The organism is Methanothrix harundinacea 6Ac (genome assembly GCF_000235565.1).
GTDB lineage: Archaea > Halobacteriota > Methanosarcinia > Methanotrichales > Methanotrichaceae > Methanocrinis > Methanocrinis harundinaceus.
The window spans coordinates 646,977-664,920 of the sequence record NC_017527.1 but is presented as its reverse complement, the minus strand read 5'-3'; the positions used below and the strand labels follow the sequence as shown (position 1 = coordinate 664,920).

At 65.1% G+C, this 17,944-nt stretch carries 13 protein-coding genes; 8 read left to right on the top strand and 5 right to left on the bottom strand.

Annotated features, from left to right (window positions below):
* Positions 1-101 precede the first annotated feature (101 nt).
* The gene (locus MHAR_RS03295; RefSeq protein ID WP_081472253.1) at positions 102-3,305 is read right to left on the bottom strand and encodes an S-layer protein domain-containing protein; all 3,204 of its coding nucleotides are present in this window, start codon (positions 3,303-3,305) and stop codon (positions 102-104) included.
* A 365-nt stretch (positions 3,306-3,670) separates the two neighbouring features.
* Here MHAR_RS03295 and MHAR_RS03290 point away from each other — a divergent pair, with 365 nt between their 5' ends.
* Positions 3,671-4,756: a carboxypeptidase-like regulatory domain-containing protein gene (locus MHAR_RS03290; RefSeq protein WP_048144310.1), complete on the top strand. Its 1,086-nt coding sequence runs from the start codon at positions 3,671-3,673 to the stop codon at positions 4,754-4,756.
* Between the two features lie 397 nt (positions 4,757-5,153).
* Entirely contained in the window at positions 5,154-5,276 is a 123-nt protein-coding gene (locus tag MHAR_RS14035; RefSeq protein WP_266335538.1) for a hypothetical protein, read from the top strand.
* A gap of 3 nt (positions 5,277-5,279) precedes the next feature.
* On the opposite strand, the gene MHAR_RS03285 is transcribed toward MHAR_RS14035, so the two are convergent.
* Complete coding sequence (locus MHAR_RS03285; protein ID WP_014586198.1) at positions 5,280-6,410, bottom strand: ATP-grasp domain-containing protein; 1,131 nt, start codon at positions 6,408-6,410, stop codon at positions 5,280-5,282.
* Positions 6,407-6,943: a tRNA (cytidine(56)-2'-O)-methyltransferase gene (locus MHAR_RS03280; protein ID WP_048144309.1), complete on the bottom strand. Its 537-nt coding sequence runs from the start codon at positions 6,941-6,943 to the stop codon at positions 6,407-6,409. Before MHAR_RS03280 ends, MHAR_RS03285 begins: the two co-directional genes overlap by 4 nt.
* An 81-nt stretch (positions 6,944-7,024) precedes the next feature.
* On the opposite strand from MHAR_RS03280, the gene MHAR_RS03275 reads away from it, so the two are divergent.
* The 3 genes from MHAR_RS03275 to MHAR_RS03265 all read left to right on the top strand — a co-directional run bounded on the left by MHAR_RS03275 (position 7,025) and on the right by MHAR_RS03265 (position 10,377).
* Positions 7,025-9,184: a DHH family phosphoesterase gene (locus tag MHAR_RS03275; RefSeq protein WP_048144791.1), complete on the top strand. Its 2,160-nt coding sequence runs from the start codon at positions 7,025-7,027 to the stop codon at positions 9,182-9,184.
* Positions 9,185-9,187: 3 nt separating this feature from the next.
* Positions 9,188-9,835, top strand: coding sequence for an iron-sulfur cluster assembly scaffold protein (locus tag MHAR_RS03270; protein ID WP_014586195.1), 648 nt, complete (start codon positions 9,188-9,190; stop codon positions 9,833-9,835).
* 203 nt (positions 9,836-10,038) lie between these two features.
* On the top strand, positions 10,039-10,377 hold the full coding sequence (locus MHAR_RS03265) for a hypothetical protein (RefSeq protein ID WP_014586194.1): 339 nt from the start codon (positions 10,039-10,041) through the stop codon (positions 10,375-10,377).
* Here MHAR_RS03265 and MHAR_RS03260 read toward each other — a convergent pair.
* Both MHAR_RS03260 and ade read right to left on the bottom strand, forming a co-directional pair.
* Complete coding sequence (locus MHAR_RS03260; RefSeq protein ID WP_014586193.1) at positions 10,368-11,516, bottom strand: TIGR04013 family B12-binding domain/radical SAM domain-containing protein; 1,149 nt, start codon at positions 11,514-11,516, stop codon at positions 10,368-10,370. The two genes, MHAR_RS03265 and MHAR_RS03260, sit on opposite strands and share 10 nt — an antisense overlap.
* 69 nt (positions 11,517-11,585) lie before the next feature.
* Positions 11,586-13,328, bottom strand: coding sequence for an adenine deaminase (gene ade / locus MHAR_RS03255; RefSeq protein WP_014586192.1), 1,743 nt, complete (start codon positions 13,326-13,328; stop codon positions 11,586-11,588).
* A gap of 165 nt (positions 13,329-13,493) precedes the next feature.
* Here ade and MHAR_RS03250 point away from each other — a divergent pair, with 165 nt between their 5' ends.
* From MHAR_RS03250 to MHAR_RS03240, 3 genes are all read left to right on the top strand, one after another.
* Positions 13,494-14,840 (top strand): NCS2 family permease, encoded by a 1,347-nt coding sequence (locus MHAR_RS03250; protein ID WP_048144308.1) that lies wholly within the window; start codon positions 13,494-13,496, stop codon positions 14,838-14,840.
* A gap of 16 nt (positions 14,841-14,856) precedes the next feature.
* The gene (locus MHAR_RS03245; protein ID WP_014586190.1) at positions 14,857-16,536 is read left to right on the top strand and encodes a DUF6909 family protein; all 1,680 of its coding nucleotides are present in this window, start codon (positions 14,857-14,859) and stop codon (positions 16,534-16,536) included.
* A 138-nt stretch (positions 16,537-16,674) separates the two neighbouring features.
* Positions 16,675-17,748, top strand: coding sequence for a TRAP transporter substrate-binding protein (locus MHAR_RS03240; protein ID WP_143763254.1), 1,074 nt, complete (start codon positions 16,675-16,677; stop codon positions 17,746-17,748).
* Positions 17,749-17,944 lie beyond the last annotated feature (196 nt).

Genomic DNA, 17,944 nt, shown 5'->3' with positions numbered 1-17,944 from the left:
CCAGGGGTATATCAATCATTCCCTGGGACCCCTCCGCCTCCACCCCACCCAAAGAGACCTCCGGTTCGGATGGTGGGCGAAAAAAATGGTTTGGGGCAGGATCAGCGGTTCTTGATCTGCCCCAGCATCTCGTTCAGCCTTCCGGTGGAGTAGAGGTAAGCTCCTCCACCCAGGGCGAAGAGGATCACCAGGATCCCGACGATGGTCCCGGCGGAGCTCTTCTCCTCCACCGTCAACGTCCTCTGAATCCCTCTCACCTCCACGGTGTAGAGCCCCGGCTCCAGAGGCTGGTACTCGAAGGCCGCAGATCCCGTCTCGCCGGGGCCAACGGTCACCTCCATCGTCCCTTCGGGGACCCCGTTCACCCTCAGCTCCACCGTGGTGGTGTCGCTGACAGCCCCCGGGTTCTCGGCGGTGGCGGTGATCTCGACCGTCTTTCCGGCCCGGACCGTCTCAGGCATCTCGATCCCCGTTATTCTGATGGGGGATGCGACGACGATCCTCCTCGAGCCGCTCTCATAACCCTCCTTGGAGGCGGTGATGGTGTAAGAGCCGACGGAATCGGAGGCGTAGGATAAAGTCCCGAGGGAGTCGGTCGTCCCGATGGTGACGTTCTCGAATCCGATATCCGCGCCCTCCACCGGCCTCAGGTCGACTCCGATGGTGGCCTTGATCACAAAGCTCTCGCCCTTCATCACCTCTTGAGGCGCGGTGACGGCCAGGATCCTCTCCTCCGCGACCTCGCTGACGACGAGGACCCCCTTCACCTCGGTGTACTCGTCCCTCTTCGCCGAGATCTCGAAGCTTCCGGCCGCCGGCGGGGTATAGAGGTAGATCCCATCCGCGGTGGTGGTTCCGACCTCCTCGCCGTCGATGGTGATGATCGCCCCGATGATCGGAGCTCCCTCCGAGGTCGCCCTGATCTCGGCGGGGGTCCCGACCACAGCTTGCGGGATACCGAGGGTCATCGGCTTCAGATCCGCCTTCACCTCGACGATCGGGACTACCAGCCTCTGGTCGCTGTCGGCGATCCTGAACATAATGTTCTCCATGATGGAGACGGTCCTCCCCCTGCCGAGGCTGATGGAGCCGTCGTTCGTCATCACTATGCCGCTGTCAGAGACGCTATCGATCTCCATCTTGTCGTAGGTCTCGCCCTCCTCGACGGATCGGGGCTTGTCGGAGATCTGGAAGATCCCCTCGATGGTGGCCAGATCCTCCTCCCTCCCCCGGAAGACGCTCTGGACGTGGACTGCGACGATCGGCACCCTCTCGCCGCTGATCCGCTCTTCATAGGTGAAGGTGGAGCCGGTGACGGTCCTCCCCGGCTCGACGACCTTGCTGTCCACCTCTTCACCGTCCTTGGTGATGGAGAGGAAGATCTTGTTACCGTCGAGGTCCACCTCCTTTATCCGCAGCTCATACCCCTCCTTCAGGGGGAAGGTGGTGCCGCTCCTGACGGTGTAGGACTGGTCGTCGTCGATCAGGACCTTTCTCAGCTGCCCCTCGTTTATCAGGCTGAACTCGTTGGTGAAGACGGTCTCGGAGTTGTACCCTGCAAAGTACTTCTCGGCCAAGAAGCCTATGACGTTGTAGCTCCCCCATTCGGCATATTCGAAGGGGACCGACTGGGGATAGGTCCCGTAAGTCAGATCTCCGTCGGCGATCCTCTCTCCGGAGAACCGGGCCGTCAGAGTCTCCGTCCCCACGTCGTCGTCGATGTCGTAGTAGAACCCCTCGAAGTTGTAGGGGGTCCAGGTGAACTCGCCCTCCGCCGGGTCGACGATCGTCCCCCGGATCTCGTAGCTCCCCGTCCTCTTCACCGTCGGAGCGAACCGGAGCTCGCTGGCGTCGGCCACCAGGAAGCTGACGTCCCCCATCACCGGGACGGTCCTCCCCATCCGGAGGGTGATGGTCCTGTCGTTGGCCATCCTGATGGTGTTTCCAGATATCGAGTCGACCTCCATGCTCCCGTAGGTGTCGCCGCTCGCGACGGTGACGAACTTGTCGGAGATCTGGAAGAGGCCGTCGATGGTGACGAGGCTCGTCTCAGCCCCTCTGAAGATGCTTCTGACGTGGGCCATCACCAGAGGGAACTTATCGCCCCGGAGGTCGGCCTCGTACTTGTAGGTCGAAGATCCGAGGCTGGTGGGGTCGACGACTCGGCTGTCCACCTCCGAGCCGTCCTTGGCGAGGGCGAGCCAGACCTTGTTCCCGTCGAGGTCGATCTCCTTGATCCGGAGCTCGTAGCCCTCGCCCAGGGGGAGGACCGAGCCGGTGTCGACGGTGTACTCCTGATCGTCGTCGATCAGAACCTCGTGGAGCTCCTCCTCGTCCAGGAGGCTGATCCCCTTGCTCACCACGGCGGAGTCCGTCCCCTCATATCCGGCGAAGTACTTCTGAGCCATGAAGCCTATCACCTGATACTGGCCCCAATCGCTGAACTCATAGGTTATGGAATCGGCCTCCGTCACGTACTCCAGCTCATCCTCTCGGATGGACCGGTCGTAACTTCCCCCCGACTCCCTCAGGTGAACGGTGAGGGTCTCAGTCCCCACGTCGTCGTCGAGGTCGTAGAAGAACCCCGAGAAGGTCTGGGGGGTCCAGGTGTAGGTGGCCGGGTTCTTCCCCTCGCGCCAGATCCTATCGGTCTCTGAGAGCGCCTCCTCCACCTCTTCCTCCTCCGTCTCGTTCTCCTCGACCATCTCCTCCTCCACCGTCTCATTCTCCTCCGATGAGTTCAGATCGGAGACGGCCGCCGCCAGGGCAGCTTCTGCGAGAGGGACGTCGTCCCTGGGGGCATCTTCCATCGGCGCATCCATCATCGGCGCCTCGTCGACCGGCTCTGGAGGCACGAGATCCTCTGCAACCTCCTCGGATCCGTCAGGGGCCAGATCCTCTGCAACCGGCTCCTCAGATTCCTCAGGCGCAAGATCCTCTGCACCCGCCTCCGATCCCTCGGGCGGCAACAGATCCTCTGCAACCGGCTCCTCAGATCCCTCAGGCGCAAGATCCTCTGTACCCGCCTCCGATCCCTCGGGCGCAAGATCCTCCGCACCCGCCTCGGATCCCTCAGGCGCCAGATCTTCCACCCCTTCCTCGACGTCTCCGGGAGGCAGCTCCTCCACTCCGGCCTCCTCTTCAGCGGTATCGTTTACAGCGCCCGTTTCATTCGAGGGGCCGGCCCCGGTAAGGACCGATTCATCTGGAGCATCCCCTACTTGCGCCAACGCTCCCATTGGCAGAACTGCCGCCACGGTGACCAGGAGCAGGCAAAGCAGTCCTCCAGCCCTACGGTGGTTCATGACTCTCCTCCAAACAATATAGACTTTATATGATGGCCTTCTTTCGGGCTTATATATGTGTTCCCTGGTGCCGCCTCCACCGCCTCGTTCGCCGGGGAGGGAGATACAGGTCCGCCTTTAGTTGACGGATCCAATCCAGGCCGCCCTGAAATCGACCTTTTCTGAGTTAAGCGTTTTCGTAAAAGGACGTTTCTTCAGAGGACTTCGAGCCCTGGTGACGGATCCTAAAGATCCTCCGTCCCCGGCGGCTAGGGTTCGCCGGATACGGTCGGCTCTCCAAACCCGCAATCTTTAAGTCGATGGCGGTAGTCGTTTATTTTGGGGAGGTTCAAGCCTTGAGATCATTCGTAGGATCTGCGTTTTGGATGTTGGTGCTGGTCTATGCTGCAGCCTTTACCGCCGGCGGCACCGCCGCCGACGAGATGACGATGCTGGATTTTCTTCCAAATCCCTTCGCCGCCGATAGGCCCGAATGGGACCCCTTCGGCCCAGGTTACGAATCGACCTATTACCCTGGGAGGCCCCCCTGGGACCCCTTCTCCCCCGAGAGCCGAGACCTTCCTCGGATCGTCTCCGCCGATCCCTTCGCCCCGGAATACAACCTCTCCATCGGCGCCGATGTCTCGAGCAGAAACCAGCTCTACCTCCAGTCCGGTCGCCTCCTGGTGACGGAGGGGGTCGTCGGCCTCGGCTCCCCCTACACCCTCTGGCTCTACGTCGGCGAGTGGGGGCCGCTCTCCGTCTACGACGGCGGGAGGAGGATCCTGTACCAGGGGCTGGTGACCCGGGGCTGGTACCGGATCGACCAATATGCTGAGACCCTGGAGGAACACCGCTATCAGTTCAACACCAGCAGGTGGAGCAACCCCGTCCCCCTAGCCGTCAGCTCCGCCGGCTACCCCACCGGTTACGGCCTGGTGGGAAGGGTCGTGGACACCCGCGGGAACGGGATCCCGGGGGCGCTCGTCAGGATGACAGGATCGGCGGGCGGGATCTTCACCACCGCCACGGACCTCCAGGGCTACTACGGGATGGACGTCCCCTCGGGGAGCTACACCGTGACGGCGGAGAAGGAGGGGTTCACCTTCAGCCCCTCGACAGCCCGGGTCTGGACCGGGGCGGTCTCGGCGGCGGGGACGGTGGTGGGGTACCAGACAGGCTGGTCCCCCGAGGCCGACCCCGGAGCGTATGAAGCAGGCTGGGTGGAGGGGGTCGTCACCGACAGGAGCGGAGCCCCCGTCCCCGGGGCGACGGTCCGGATCGACGGGATCTTCACCGTCACCACCGATCGGGACGGAGGCTACGGCGCATCCCTCGCCCCCGGATGGCACTCGATCTCAGTCTACGCCGCCGGGTACAAGTTCAGCTCCGCATCGGTCCAGATACGCCCCGGCCAGGGCTCCAGGCTCGACCTCCAGGGGACGAAGGTGGTCGTCCTGGGAAGCTACTAGCCGAGGGCCGGCGAAGCTACGGCTGAGGGTGGGCGGCGGAACGAAAAAAAGAGATCCTCGGGGCGGGGTCAGGCGTAGTTCCAGCGCCAGACCTTGAACCCGACGGCCAGAATCCCAAAGAAGAGCACCAGCACGATCAGAGCCTGAAGGTATTGGATGGTGGTTACTATATCCATATCTATCACTGGGGATGAGAGCCGCTCTTATGTATCATAAAGATTTTGGTTTCGCGCCGACGTCTTCTTCAGGGGCCGGCCAAAAACTCCGAAATCCTCCCCAAAGCCGCCGTCCCGGTCCGCCGAAGCTCCAGATGGATGGGCAGGCCGCCTCCTGGCCGCCTGCCGGTTTGGGCCAAAGACCGATATCGTTATATCTCCAGATCGACAACCCAAAAATCATGTCTTGGATGAAGGATAAGAAGTACCGGGATGAGGATCGAAAGAAGCTGGAGAAGGGAAGCGGCTTTGAAAAGTTCATCACCATAATCTCCCACTGGTTCTACCGGGTCATGTCCTGGTGAGCCTCAGAGGCCTCTAAGGGCCCTGCGGATCGATGAGCTCCTCCTCCGGAGAAGGGCCAGGGCTCCATCCCGGTCCGCCGCCGAGGAGAGGATCGACGTGACGGGGTCGCCCCGCTTAAGGGACGATCCGGGGCTGGGGACGTCGGCGATCCATCGGTTGACGGCCCGGAGGTCCCCATCTATTTTCAGCCCATCTTCAGCATATAAGACCCCCCTCCCTCCAGACCTCCGGGGCTGGGGCCTTTTGGGAAGGAGGCCGTCGAAGGAGAGGAGGTGGGCCTGGAAGAGGTTTAGGCCCGTCGATATCTCCACCGCGTCGAGGCTCCCCTGGAACCGGGGGTTCACCTCCAGGACGAGGGGTCCAGAGGCCGCGAGGATGAAGTCGACGCCGTTGGATCCGACGAGCTGGAGGCGGGAGGCGATCTCCTCGGCGATCCTCATCATCTCCGCGGAGGCGTCGGGGGGGAGGGCCAGGGGCGTTATGTTGCCGCAGTATCGATAGCCTGCTCCGCCGAGCCACTCGGTCCCGATCAGCTGCTCGTTTGCGGAGATCGCCACCGCCCGCTCCCCGTCGGCGATCACCGATACGCTGGCGGGGGTCCCTCGGACGAACTCCTGGACGATCAGATCCCCTTCGAGGAGGGCAAGCTCCTCCTCGGCGTAGACGAGCCGGTTCTCGCCCCCGCCCGCCCCCCGCCGGGGCTTGACCATGAGGGGGAAGTCGGCCGTCGGGGCGTCACCGACCCGCCAGGTCGGAACCGCCGCAAACCCCTCCTCTTCTAGCCAGCGGGCGAGGCGGAGCTTGTCGGAGGCCTCTGCGAACTTCTCCGGCGGGTTGTTCAGTACTCTGACCCCATCGACTTTCATCCCCTCGGCCCCGGGGCCGAGGACGAGGCAGTCGATGGAGCCGGCATCGATCGCCGCCTCGATGACGGCCCTCGCCTTCCGGGGGAGGGCCTCCGGCCTCGCCGGATCCCAGTCGAGGTGGACGGACCTCGATACGGACTCCACCAGGTCCAGGTCGGAGTAGCAGTCCGCGGCGAAGACGGCATGCCCCGCCCGGACCGCCGAGAGGGCGATCGGCCGGACGGACTGGCCGACGACGAGGACCCGCCGGGGCCTATCTCCCCTCACCCCCCCTCACCCTCGGGCCGCTCGATGACGGTCTTGTAACGGGGGCTGGGGACGACCTCTATCTTCCCCGAGAACTCCCGCGCCAGCTCCTCCCCCTCCCAGAGCCGGTCCATGAAGACCGCGAGGGCGGCCACCTCCGAGTGGGGCTGGTTTCCGACCCCCACGTTCCAGTCCGCCATCTCGTAGATCTCGGCGGGGACCTTCTCCGCCCCCACCACCACCATCAGATCCCCTGAAGACCGGATCTCATCCATCTTCTCGGAGATCGGCTCGCCGTACATGGTGAGGTGGACGATCCTCCCCCCCGCCTCCTTCCACCGCCGAGCTTCGCCCCGCCAGCTCCCGACGGACCTCACCCGGAACTCCCCGCCCCATCGGTGGACGACGTCTTCAAGGCCGCTGACGAGCCGCTCGTCCCTCCCCGCCAGGATCATCTCCTCAGCCCCGAAGGCCCGGGCGACGAGGCCGACGTGGGTGGTGATCCTCTTGTCCCGCTCCGGCCGGTGGCCGAGGCGCAAGACCACAACTCGCATGGCCGGGAGAGGTCGGAGATGCTATTTATCCCCTCGTCTCCTCCAAAACCGATAAATCCCTTGGAGGCCTTCTCCCCGGCGATGAAGCTCTGCGATAGATGCGGGGGCAAAGGCTATTCGGTCACCGGAGAGAAGGCCTGTCCGAACTGCAAGGGGACCGGCAGGATCGAGTCCGTCAGCCTTGGCGAGGCCTCTGCCAGCGAGATAGACGAGCTGGTGACGAAGGGGGCGACGAGATGTACCGTCTGCAAGGGCGAGGGGAAGATCCCCGTCACCGAGACCTGCGAGGCCTGCGGGGGCCTCGGGCGGGAGTACTCTTGCGCCATCTGCGGCGCCAAGCTCTCCACCCGGAGCGAGCTCTGCGCCAACTGCTCCAAAAAGCCCGTCGTCCACGTCCTGGAGAGGGCCTGCGACACCGAGGACCTGGTGATCGGCGACATCTATCGGGGGAAGGTCTCAGGGATCGCCAACTTCGGGGCCTTCGTCGACCTGAACGACCACGTCCGGGGGCTCGCCCACAACAAGTTCTTGAAGAGGACCCCCGAGGTCGGCGAGGAGATGGTCGTCCGGGTGAGGAACATCGCCCCCAACGGCAACATCGAGCTGGAGCCGGTGGAGGTGGGGGAGCACCACACCCTGGAGGTGAGAAAGGAGCTCCCCAGGACCAGGGTCACTGAGCTGCCGGGCCGGGTCGGAAAGATCGTCTCCATCGAGGGGGAGGTGATCCAGGTGAAGCAGACCGGCGGCCCCACCATCTTCACCGTCGCCGACGACAGCGGCCTCGTCTTCTGCGCCGCCTTCGAGAGGGCGGGGGTCCGGGCCTACCCGGAGGTCGACACCGAGATGATCGTGAGGGCGATCGGGGAGGTCTCGGTCAGAAACGGCCAGATCCAGATCGAGATCAGGTCGATGAGGCAGCTCTGGGGGGGCGAGGCCTCCGGCGTCAAAGACCGGATCGAGAGGGCGATCGACGAGCGAGCCGAGCCCGCCGACCTCCCTCTCCTGGTGGAGAGCGAGGTTATATCGAGGCTCCGGCCTAAGATGAGGGAGGTGGCGAAGGAGATCCGGCGGGCTATCCTCAAGTCGAAGCCGATCGTGGTGAGGCACCACGCCGACGCCGACGGGATGAGCGCGGCGGTGGCGATCGAGGCGGCGATCCTCCCCCTCATCCGGGAGGTGGGAGGGGCCGACGCCGAATATTATAATTATCGCCGGGCGCCGTCGAAGGCCCCCTTCTACGAGCTGGAGGACGTCACCAAGGACCTCTCCTACGCCCTGGAGGACCACTCCCGCCACGACCAGAAGATGCCCCTCATCGTCCTGATGGACAACGGCTCCACCGAGGAGGACGTCCCGGCGATGAAGCAGGCCCAGATCTACGGCCTGGAGATGCTCGTCGTCGACCACCACCACCCCGACGAGGCCGTCGACAAGTACCTCATCGCCCACGTCAACCCCGCCCACCAGGGGGGGGACTTCGGGATCACCACCGGGATGATAGGAACGGAGATCGCGAGGATGATCAACCCCGAGGTGGAGGAGAAGATCAAGCACTTCCCGGCGGTCTCCGCCGTCGGCGACCGGAGCGAGGCCCCCGAGGCCGCCCGGTACATCCGCCTCGTGGAGGATCGGTTTTCCATCGATGACCTGAAGAAGATCGCCCTCGCCCTGGACTACGAGGCCTTCTGGCTCCGGTTCAACGATGGTCGCGGCCTCGTCAACGACATCCTCTGCCTCGGGAGGCTCGACCGGCACAGGAAGATCGTCCAGCTCCTCTGCGAGCAGGCGAAGGAGGCGATCGACGAGCAGCTCCGGGCCTCCCTCGCCCACGTCAAGACCCAGACCCTCCCGAACGGAGCCGTGATGAACGTCCTGGACGTCGAGAACTACGCCCACAAGTTCACCTTCCCGCCGCCGGGGAAGACCTCCGGGGAGGTCCACGACCTCCTCTGCAAGAGGTATGAGGGAAAGCCGGTGGTGACCATCGGCTACGGCCCCGACTTCGCCGTCCTGAGGAGCCGGGGGGTCCGGATGAACATCCCGAAGATGGTCCGGGAGCTCCGGGAGGAGATCGCCGCGGGGGGCGTCAACGGCGGCGGCCACCTCGTCGTCGGGTCGATCAAGTTCGTCGGCGGTATGAGGAAGGAGGTCCTCGCAAAGCTCGTCGAGAAGATAGCGGCCTGTCCCGCCGACGCCGCCGGCATTTCGGGCGGAAGGCAGGAGCAGAAGGTGGAGGCCTGATAAATGACGAACCTTGGATATACCGAGAAGGTCCTGGACCACTTCAAAAACCCGAGGAACCCCGGGAGGATTGAGGACGCGGACGTGACGGCGAGGGTGGGGAGCGCCGCCTGCGGCGACATGGTCCAGCTCTACATGAAGGTCAACCCCGAGACGGAGGTGATCGAGGATATCAAGTTCGAGAGCTTCGGCTGCGCCGCGAACATCGCCAGCACCAGCGCCACCACCGAATTGGCCAAGGGCAAGACCCTGGAGGAGGCGAGGGGGATCCACTTCAAGGACGTGGTGGAGGAGCTGGGGGGGCTCCCCAAGCAGAAGGTCCACTGCGCCCAGCTTGCGACATCCGGCCTGAAGGCGGCGATCATGAAGTACGAGGCGATAAAGGGCAAGAGGTCGATAGACGAGGATTTCGTCCGGAGGATGATGACGGGGGTCCTCGACCCCGCGAAGGGGCTGAACATCGTAGCGGCGAAGAGGGTCGACGGGATCGAGGTGGAGGGGAGGAGGGTCAGGGTCGTCCTATCCCAGGACCTCGACCCGGAGACGAGGGCGACGATGGCCCAGGACGTCGTCGGCGCCCTCTCGGGGCTGGACCTGGAGGTCTCCGTCGAAGGAGCTCCCGGCTCCGGTGAGATGGCGCAGGATAAATGAACAGTGGGCGGAGCGCGAACCTTCCGGATCGTCCCCCGGGTCCATCCCCCGAAAGGCGTGGCGGCCCAGGCCCTCCCTCCTTTTTGGCCAACGACCGCCGCCCGCCCGGGAAGGGATCTCCCTTTTCCTCATCGGCCTGGGCCTCCCCCGGCCCCGCAATTTTTATCTCTCATCTCGCTTCAGGGTTGGGGGGTGAACAGACGTTGAGCGAACTGAAAGAGCTTGTCATCACGGAGGAGGAGTACCGGCAGCATCTGAAGCAGAGGCTGAGGCTGACCGACCCCTGCATGGCGGAGGAGGTGGAGCGGGTGGGCTTCCCCTTCCTCTTCGCCTCGGGGAGCGAACTCCTCCGATCTTACATCCTGAACGAGACGGAGTTCTCCGCAAGCCTCCCGGAGAGGCTGAAGATCCCGGACCGGGGGTACGCCTGGTACCTCTTCTCCCAGGCGGTGAGGGAGATCCACGTCGAGAACGACCGGATCGTGGTGAAGTACGAGCTCCTCGACGACTACAGGACCCCCTTCCGCCGCTTCTACCTCTGACCGGCCGCATCCCACCGGCCGGTCGCAACTCCCCGGAGGGCGAGCTCCCCCATCGCCTTCTCCACCTCCGCCGCCAGGGGGGCGGGCTCTCTCCCCTCCAGGGGGGTTCCCGGCAGCGGGGTGAAGTGGTGGGCCCGGACCCGGCCGCCTCCCCCGACCACCTCCCGGGCGAGGTCGAGGGTCAGAGCCTGATCTTCCGCCGTCTCCCCGGGGAGGCCGACGATCAGGTCGACGTTCGGGACCAGGCCGGCGGCGAGGGAGAGGTCGCAGGCCCTCCTCACCGCCTCGACGTCGTGGCCCCTTCCTACCATCTTCAAGATCCTATCGCTTCCGGACTGCCCCCCGATGCTGATGGTCCGGTTGGTGCAGTGCCTCGCCAAAAGCTCCACCGCCTCCTCCGTCACGAAGTCAGGCCTCACCTCGGAGGGGAAGGTCCCGAAGTAGATCGGCTTTCCCAGATCCGACAGGGCCGCAAGGAGCCGCTCTACCTTATCGATCCGGGGGTGGACTCCGTCGGAGCCGTAGGCGAGGGCGTTCGGCGAGGTGAACCGGAGGTCCGAGTAGCACCGGGCGTACCTCAGGATCACTGGGATCGACCGGTGGCGCATCCTCCGCCCGAAGAGGCAGGGGGTCTGGCAGTAGGCACACCCCCAGGGGCATCCGCGGCTGATCTCCAGGGGGGAGAAGATCGGCGGCTTGAAAGGTGGGTAGAGGTCGAGGTCGACATGCTCACGCGGATGCGTGATCCTGACCGCCCCCTCCCGCCGATAGGCGATGCCGCGGACGCCCTCGGGGTCGCCCCCACCCCTGATGACGCCTAGGAGCTCCGGAAGCGTCTCCTCCCCCTCCCCGATGACGACGTAGTCGAAGTGGCGGAGCGCCTCCTCCGGCCTCGCCGAGGGGTGAGGCCCTCCGGCGACATAGACCGCCTTGACCTTTGAGCCGGCGACCTCCCGATAGACCTCCTCGGCTTGGGCGGTGGCGAAGCTGTAGAGCATGATCCCGTCCCGGGGACCGTCGGCGAGCCCCGCTCCCTCCACCAGGGGAAGAAGGGCGGCGATGCTGTAGCTGTTCCTCTTGTTCCAGCGAAACCAGATTCCAGCGGGGCTGGAGTCGAGGGGCCTCTTCTTGGGGCTCATCTTCCCAGCCCCGGAACTCCGCCGCCACCCCGATCCAGCAAAGATCTCCCCGGCACGAGATCCGACCCCTCAGGCCTCCTCGCCATCGCCGACGAAGAGGGGGACGAAATCAAACCTGGTGACGTCGACGAGCCCCCTGTCCGTCAGCTTCAGCTCCGGAATGACGGGCAGGCATAGGAAGGAGAGGGTCATGAAGGGGTCGTCCAGGGCGGAGCCGAGGCTCTTAGCGGCACCCGTCACCTCCTCGATCTTCTCTGCCACCTCCTCCATCGATCGGTCCGAGAGGAGGCCGGCTATGGGGAGCGATAGGGACGCGGCGACGATTCCTCCGTCCACCACGACCAGGCCGCCCCCCATCTTTGCCACCGCCGAGACCGCAGCGAAGATCTCCTCCGAGCTCACCCCGACGGCGGCGATGTTGTGGGAGTCGTGGGCGACGGAGGTGGCGATGGCGCCCCTCAATAGGCCGAATCCGGAGACGAGGCCGAGGCCGACGTTCCCCGTCCCCCGGTGCCTCTCCACCACGGCCATCTCGAGTAGGTCGGAGTCGAGGTCACAGACCACCTTTCCCCCCTCAACCTTCGGCCTGGCCAGAAGCGACCTCGTGATGATCTGGTCCGGGATCACCCCGATCGCCCTCACCAGGTCCCCCTCGGCCTTTATATCAAAGGATCCGGGACCCAGCCCCGCGAGCTTCATCGATGACGATCGGAGCGACGGCGCCCTCGGGAGGGGTACGATCATGCGGCCGCCCTCTGCGACGACGGCCCCTCCCTTCAGGACCTTCTGGACGTTCAACCCATCCAGGTCGTCGAGGACGACGATGTCAGCCCTCCGTCCCGGGGCGACGGCGCCCCGGTCCGAGAGGCCGAAGTACTCGGCGGCGTTGAGGCTTCCGATCGAGATCGCGACGACGGGGTCGAGGCCTGCCCCCACCGCCCTCCTCACCATGGAGTCGATGTGCCCCTGCCGGAGGATATCGGAGGGGTGGCGGTCGTCGGAGACAAAGAGGAACCTTCTGGCGTTCGCCTCCGTCACCAGAGGCAGGAGGTCGTCGAGGTTCTTTGCCGCCGTCCCCTCCCGGATCATGATCCTCATCCCCAGCCGGAGCTTCTCTTTCGCCTCCTCGGAAGAGGTGCACTCGTGGTCCGACCCGATCCCGACGGCGACGTAGGCGGCCAGGTCCCTCCCAGAGAGGAGGGGGGAGTGGCCGTCGATCCTTGGCCTGTGGCCGTCCTTGCGCCTCATCCCGGCGAGGCAGATCTTCGCCAGGACTGAGGGGTCCCGGAAGATCACCCCCGGGTAGTTCATCACCTCCCCGATCCCCAGGACCCCCTCCTCGTCGATCAGCTCCGAGAGGGCCCCGGCGTCGAGGCTGGAGCCTGAGGTTTCGAGGTGGGTTGCGGGGACGCAGGAGGGGAGCATCACGTAGACCGATAGGGGCGACGACCTCCCCGAGGCGATGATGTACCTGATCCCCTCGGCCCCCAGGACGTTCGCGATCTCATGGGGGTCGGCGACGATGGCGGTCGTCCCCCGGGGGACGACGGCCCTCGCGTACTCAGGGACGGTCACCATCGCCGACTCGAGGTGGACGTGGCCGTCGATGAACCCCGGCGCCAGGACCCTCCCGGATAGGTCGATCGTCTCGCGGGCGCTGGAGGGGTCGAACCCCACCACCATCCCTCGGAAGATCGCCACGTCGGCCCGATGGACCTCGCCGGAGAGGGTGTTCACCAGATCCGCCCCCTCCAGGAGGAGGTCGACCTCCACCTCGCCGCGGGCCGCGGCGATCAGCTCTTCGAGATTCATGGGAGTTCACCGGTTTGATCCGCTCTTCTTCGAGGACGAAGGTCAGGGCCGGTCTTTATCCTTTTCCTCCGGATCGGCCCGGGTCAAAACCGTCTTAACTTCGGGGGACGGAAGAGAACTAGAAGAAGCGGATCGGATCGGCGCGGATCGGATCGGCAAAGATGGATGGGAGGGATGGAACTGGACTTGACGACGAGGATCTCCAGGATCTTCGACCTCTACAACAACGGGACCGATATCAAGACCGAGGCTCTGGCGGGGGCCACCGCCTTCCTCGCGACGATGTACATAATCCTCGTGAACCCCGCCGTCCTCTCGGAGGCGGGGCTCCCCTACGGCGCCGTCCTGACCGCCACCGTCGTCGTCAGCGCCTTCTCCAGCATCCTGATGGGGGTCTACGCCAAAAACCCGATTGTTGTGGCTCCGGGGATGAGCATCAACTACCTCTTCGCCTACACCGTGGTGGAGGTGGAGGCCGTCCCCTGGGAGACGGCCCTCGGCTGCGTCTTCTGGGCCGGGGCGATCTTCCTCCTCCTGACCCTCCTCGACAGAAAGAAGCTGATCCTCGAGGCCGTCCCTCCGATGCTCCGGTACGGCTTCGCCGGAGGGATCGGCCTCTTCATCGCATCCCTGGGCTTCCAGTCCGCGGGGTTCGTCCTCCCCCTGGAGAGCGGGGTAATGGGCTGGGGGAAGATCAACGCCGCTACCCTCACCTTCCTCGCCGGCTTCATCTTCACCGCCGTCCTGATGGTGAGGAGGGTCCGGGGAAGCCTCATCCTGGGGATCGGAGCCACCGCCCTCCTCGCCTGGGGGATGGAGGCGGCCCTGGGGATGGGCCCGCCCTCCATCGCGAGCGGATGGTGGGCCTCCCCCGACTTCAGCCTCCTCCTCCGGCTCGACCTCTGGGGTCCCCTGAGGATCGCCCTCTGGCCCATCATCTTCGTCTTCCTCTCGTCCTGCCTCTTCGACAGCCTCGCCACCTGCGTCGGGGTCTGCGAGGCGGGAAACCTCATCGACGAGGAGGGGGACCCCAGAAACCTCGGCAGAAGCCTGAAGGCGAACGCCCTGGGGGTGATCGCCTCCGCCTTCCTCGGGACCAGCCCGGCCACCTGCTACGTCGAGTCCGCCGCCGGGGTCCAGGAGGGGGGGAGGACGGGCCTTTCGGCGGTGGTGGCGGGGCTCCTCTTCCTGCCGTTCCTATTCCTATCCCCCCTCCTGGCCCTCGTCCCGCCCCTGGCGACGGCCCCGGTCCTAGTCCTGGTGGGGGTCTTCATGCTGAGGCCCCTCGTCCGGGTCCGGTGGGAGAGGCTCGACGACGCCATCCCCTTCTTCCTGGCGATGTTCCTGATGCCCCTCACCTACTCGATAACCCAGGGGATAATCTGGGGGTGCCTCAGCTGGACAGTCCTGAAGGCGGCCTGCGGCAAGAGGGGACAGGTGCCCCCGGCGATGTGGGCTATGGCCCTCCTCTCCCTCCTCCTGCTGATAGACCTGGAGCGGTTCGTTCATTGAAAGGGTGCGGTCGGGGATGAGATTGAAGGACGGGCCGATCGAGGATCACGTCAGGCTTTACCGCGACCTCCTGAGGAGGGGGCCCCTCAGGCTCCGCCTCCTGGAGGAAGGGCATGCCAGGATGGGATCGAGCCTCCACCACCTGGCCCCCTCCGGCGAGGTGGACGCCTCCGCCTTCCTCTACTCAGCGAGGAGGCTTCCCGACTGCATGGCGGCGGTCGATAGGGTGGTGATGGGGGACGGCGACGAGGCCCTCCGATCCTCGGGGCTGATCGAGCCCTCCCTCTGCCGGCATGTCCGGGCCCTCTCCCGGCGCCGCCTGACCCTCTTCGACGGGCGATCGATCCTTGCCGCCGCCATATCCAGCCCTTCGGACCTCGACGACCTCGTCCCCGCCCTCACCTGCTATCAGATGGAGTGGAACAAGATGCACGCACGGCTCGCCGGCTCCGACCTAGGAAGGGGGATATCGAAGAGCCCCGAGCCCGGCTCAGGGGAGGAGGCGAGACGGGTGCTGAGGATATCGAGGGAGGACTGGGAGATGATGACGAAGACCTGGGGGGAGGGATGGAGGGAGAAGCTCTCGGCCATCGCCAGAGGACCCAAGGATATCACCCTCGAGCTCGCCCCGGCCCTCCCCGGCGGTGGCCGGGTCCCCATAGCCTCCTGGCTGGAGGAGCTCCTCCAACATTTTCGGGATCTGGGGGCCAGAGGTCGCCCCGTCTACTTCGTCTCCAGCAATGACCACAGCCTCCCGAACCTCCTCTCCGGATTTGTGGCCGATAACCGGGAGGAGATCCTGGCTTTCGCCCTCCGGGACCCGCGGCTCAGGAAGAGGTGGGAGATCTTCCGAGACGACGACCCCGCCTTCGTCGACGACCTCCTCTACTACTCCGCCCAGGGATATCTCCGGTCCGGCGGGAGGCTCTCCGCCGCCCTCCGATCCGCCGAGGAGGGGGTGGGGATCCGGCGGTACGAGAGGTCGAGGTTCTTCGACCTCCGGGCTCAGATCGTCGAGATCGGGAGGCTCGATCCCGACCGGATCGACGGGCGGCTCCCCGTCAGGGGCGCCTCCACCCTCGCCGAGAGCCGGGCCCTGATCCTGAACGTCGACTACCCCCTGGGCCTCGCCGCCCACCGCCTCCTCTCGGAGGTGATCCTCGCCCTCCCGGACCTCCGGGGAGTCTACGTCATGGGGAAGGCGGCGACGATGTACGGCCGCCTGGGGGACGTGATGATCCCGACCGCCGTCTGGGACGTCCACTCAGGACGGCTCTTCCAGTTCGAGAACTGCTTCACCCTTACAGAGGTGAGGGGCCATCTCCGGGAGGCGGCCGTCTTCGACGACCAGAAGGCTGTGACGGTGAGGGGCACCTTCCTCCACAACCGGGAGATGATGGAGGAGTTCAAACGGGAAGATTACAACAGCATCGAGATGGAGGCAGGCCCCTACCTCTCCGCCCTCCGGGAACGGATGCCAGGGAAGGTCGGTGGCGGCGAGATCTCGGGGCGCCCTGGCGGGGGCAATCTGGACCTGGGAATCCTCCACTACGCCTCCGACACCCCCTACAGCCAGAGGGCGAGCCTCCTCAGCAAGAGCCTCGGATACGAGGGGATCGAGGCTACCTACGCCTGCGCCCTCGCCATCCTGGAGAGGATCCTGGGGGCGGAGGCCGACCGGCTCCGGAGGAGATAAGGGAGGCATGGGGAGAGGGATAGCTGCTTATGAGGGCGGACCTTGCCGGACGAGTCCGGACCGGAGACACGCGGCAGAGCCCAAGCCCGCCCATCTGGATGAACAGGTTGAAAGGGTGAGAGGACCTGGAGGAGGAGCATGAGAATGAGGAGCTTGAGATTACCATCGGCGATCCTCCTGGCCTGCCTCTTCGTCGCCGGCGGGATCGGCACCATCAACCCCTCCGACCTCCCGGAGGATGGGGGGAGGATGAGCATAAACTTCAGCACCTGGCACCTCCACGACAGCCTCGAGGTCCAGACCGTCTGGCTCCCGGTCCTCCAGGCCCTGGAGGAGAGGAGCGGCGGCAGGATCTCCTGCAACCTATTCGACGTCGGAGCCCTCGGGTCGGGGCCCGATCACTACGAGATCGTCGCCTCCGGCCGTTCCGATATGGGGTACGCCACCCTCACCTGGACCCCGGGACGGTTTCCCCTATCCGACGTCCTATCCCTCCCGGCGACCATCGAGGGGAAGGAGACGGCGACGGAGATCGGAAGAGCCGTCTACGGCCGGGCCCTTAGGGGGGAGTTCGCCGGCGTGAAGGTTCTGGAGGTGAACCCCTGCGTCAACTCCCACCTCTGGACGAATGAGCCGGTCGAGACGATCGAAGACGTCGCGGGTCTGCGGATCAGAACCCCCGGCGGCCTCCAGACCAGGTGCATCGAGGCCCTCGGGGCGGTCCCGGTCTTCATCCCCCTCGACGCCGTCCGGGTGGCGATGGAGAATGGAACGATAGACGGGATCGTCACCTGCCCCTCCATGATCCAGCCCTTCGGCCTCGATGGGGTCGCCCGCCACTGCACCCTCGTCACCTTCGGCTGCGTCGGCGAGGGGCTCTTCATGAACCAGGACGCCTGGGAGAGGACCCCCGAGGACCTCAAAGGGATCATCGAGGAGGTCTGCGAAAACCCCTACCGGACAACGGGCGGGATGACGAAAGGGACCTACGACAGTATCATCGCTGAGCTGAACGAGAGCGGGGTCGTCTTCACCTCCCTCCCGCCCGAGGAGGAGGCGCGCTGGCACGCGGCCTTCTCGAACGTGACGAGAGAGTGGGTCGCAGAGCTTGAGGCGGAGGGGCTTCCGGCGAGGGAGGCGGTGGAGATCTTCAACGAGGAGTGCGAGAAGCGCGGGGTCGTTTGCGTCGCCTTCCCCCCGGAGTGGAGGTAGGCGCAAACCGCTGTGGAGAGAGATCCGGGGTCCAACCCTTCGATGCAGCGGATCTCGACTGCGAGAAGGGAGGACCTCGGATCCTTCAATTTTTATACCAACGCAGCATTTTTCAAGTAATAGCAAGATGCAGATCTTGGAAAGATGAAATTCTGGCTTCTCTTGGTGCTGGCACTGGTGCTGTCTTCAGCTTATG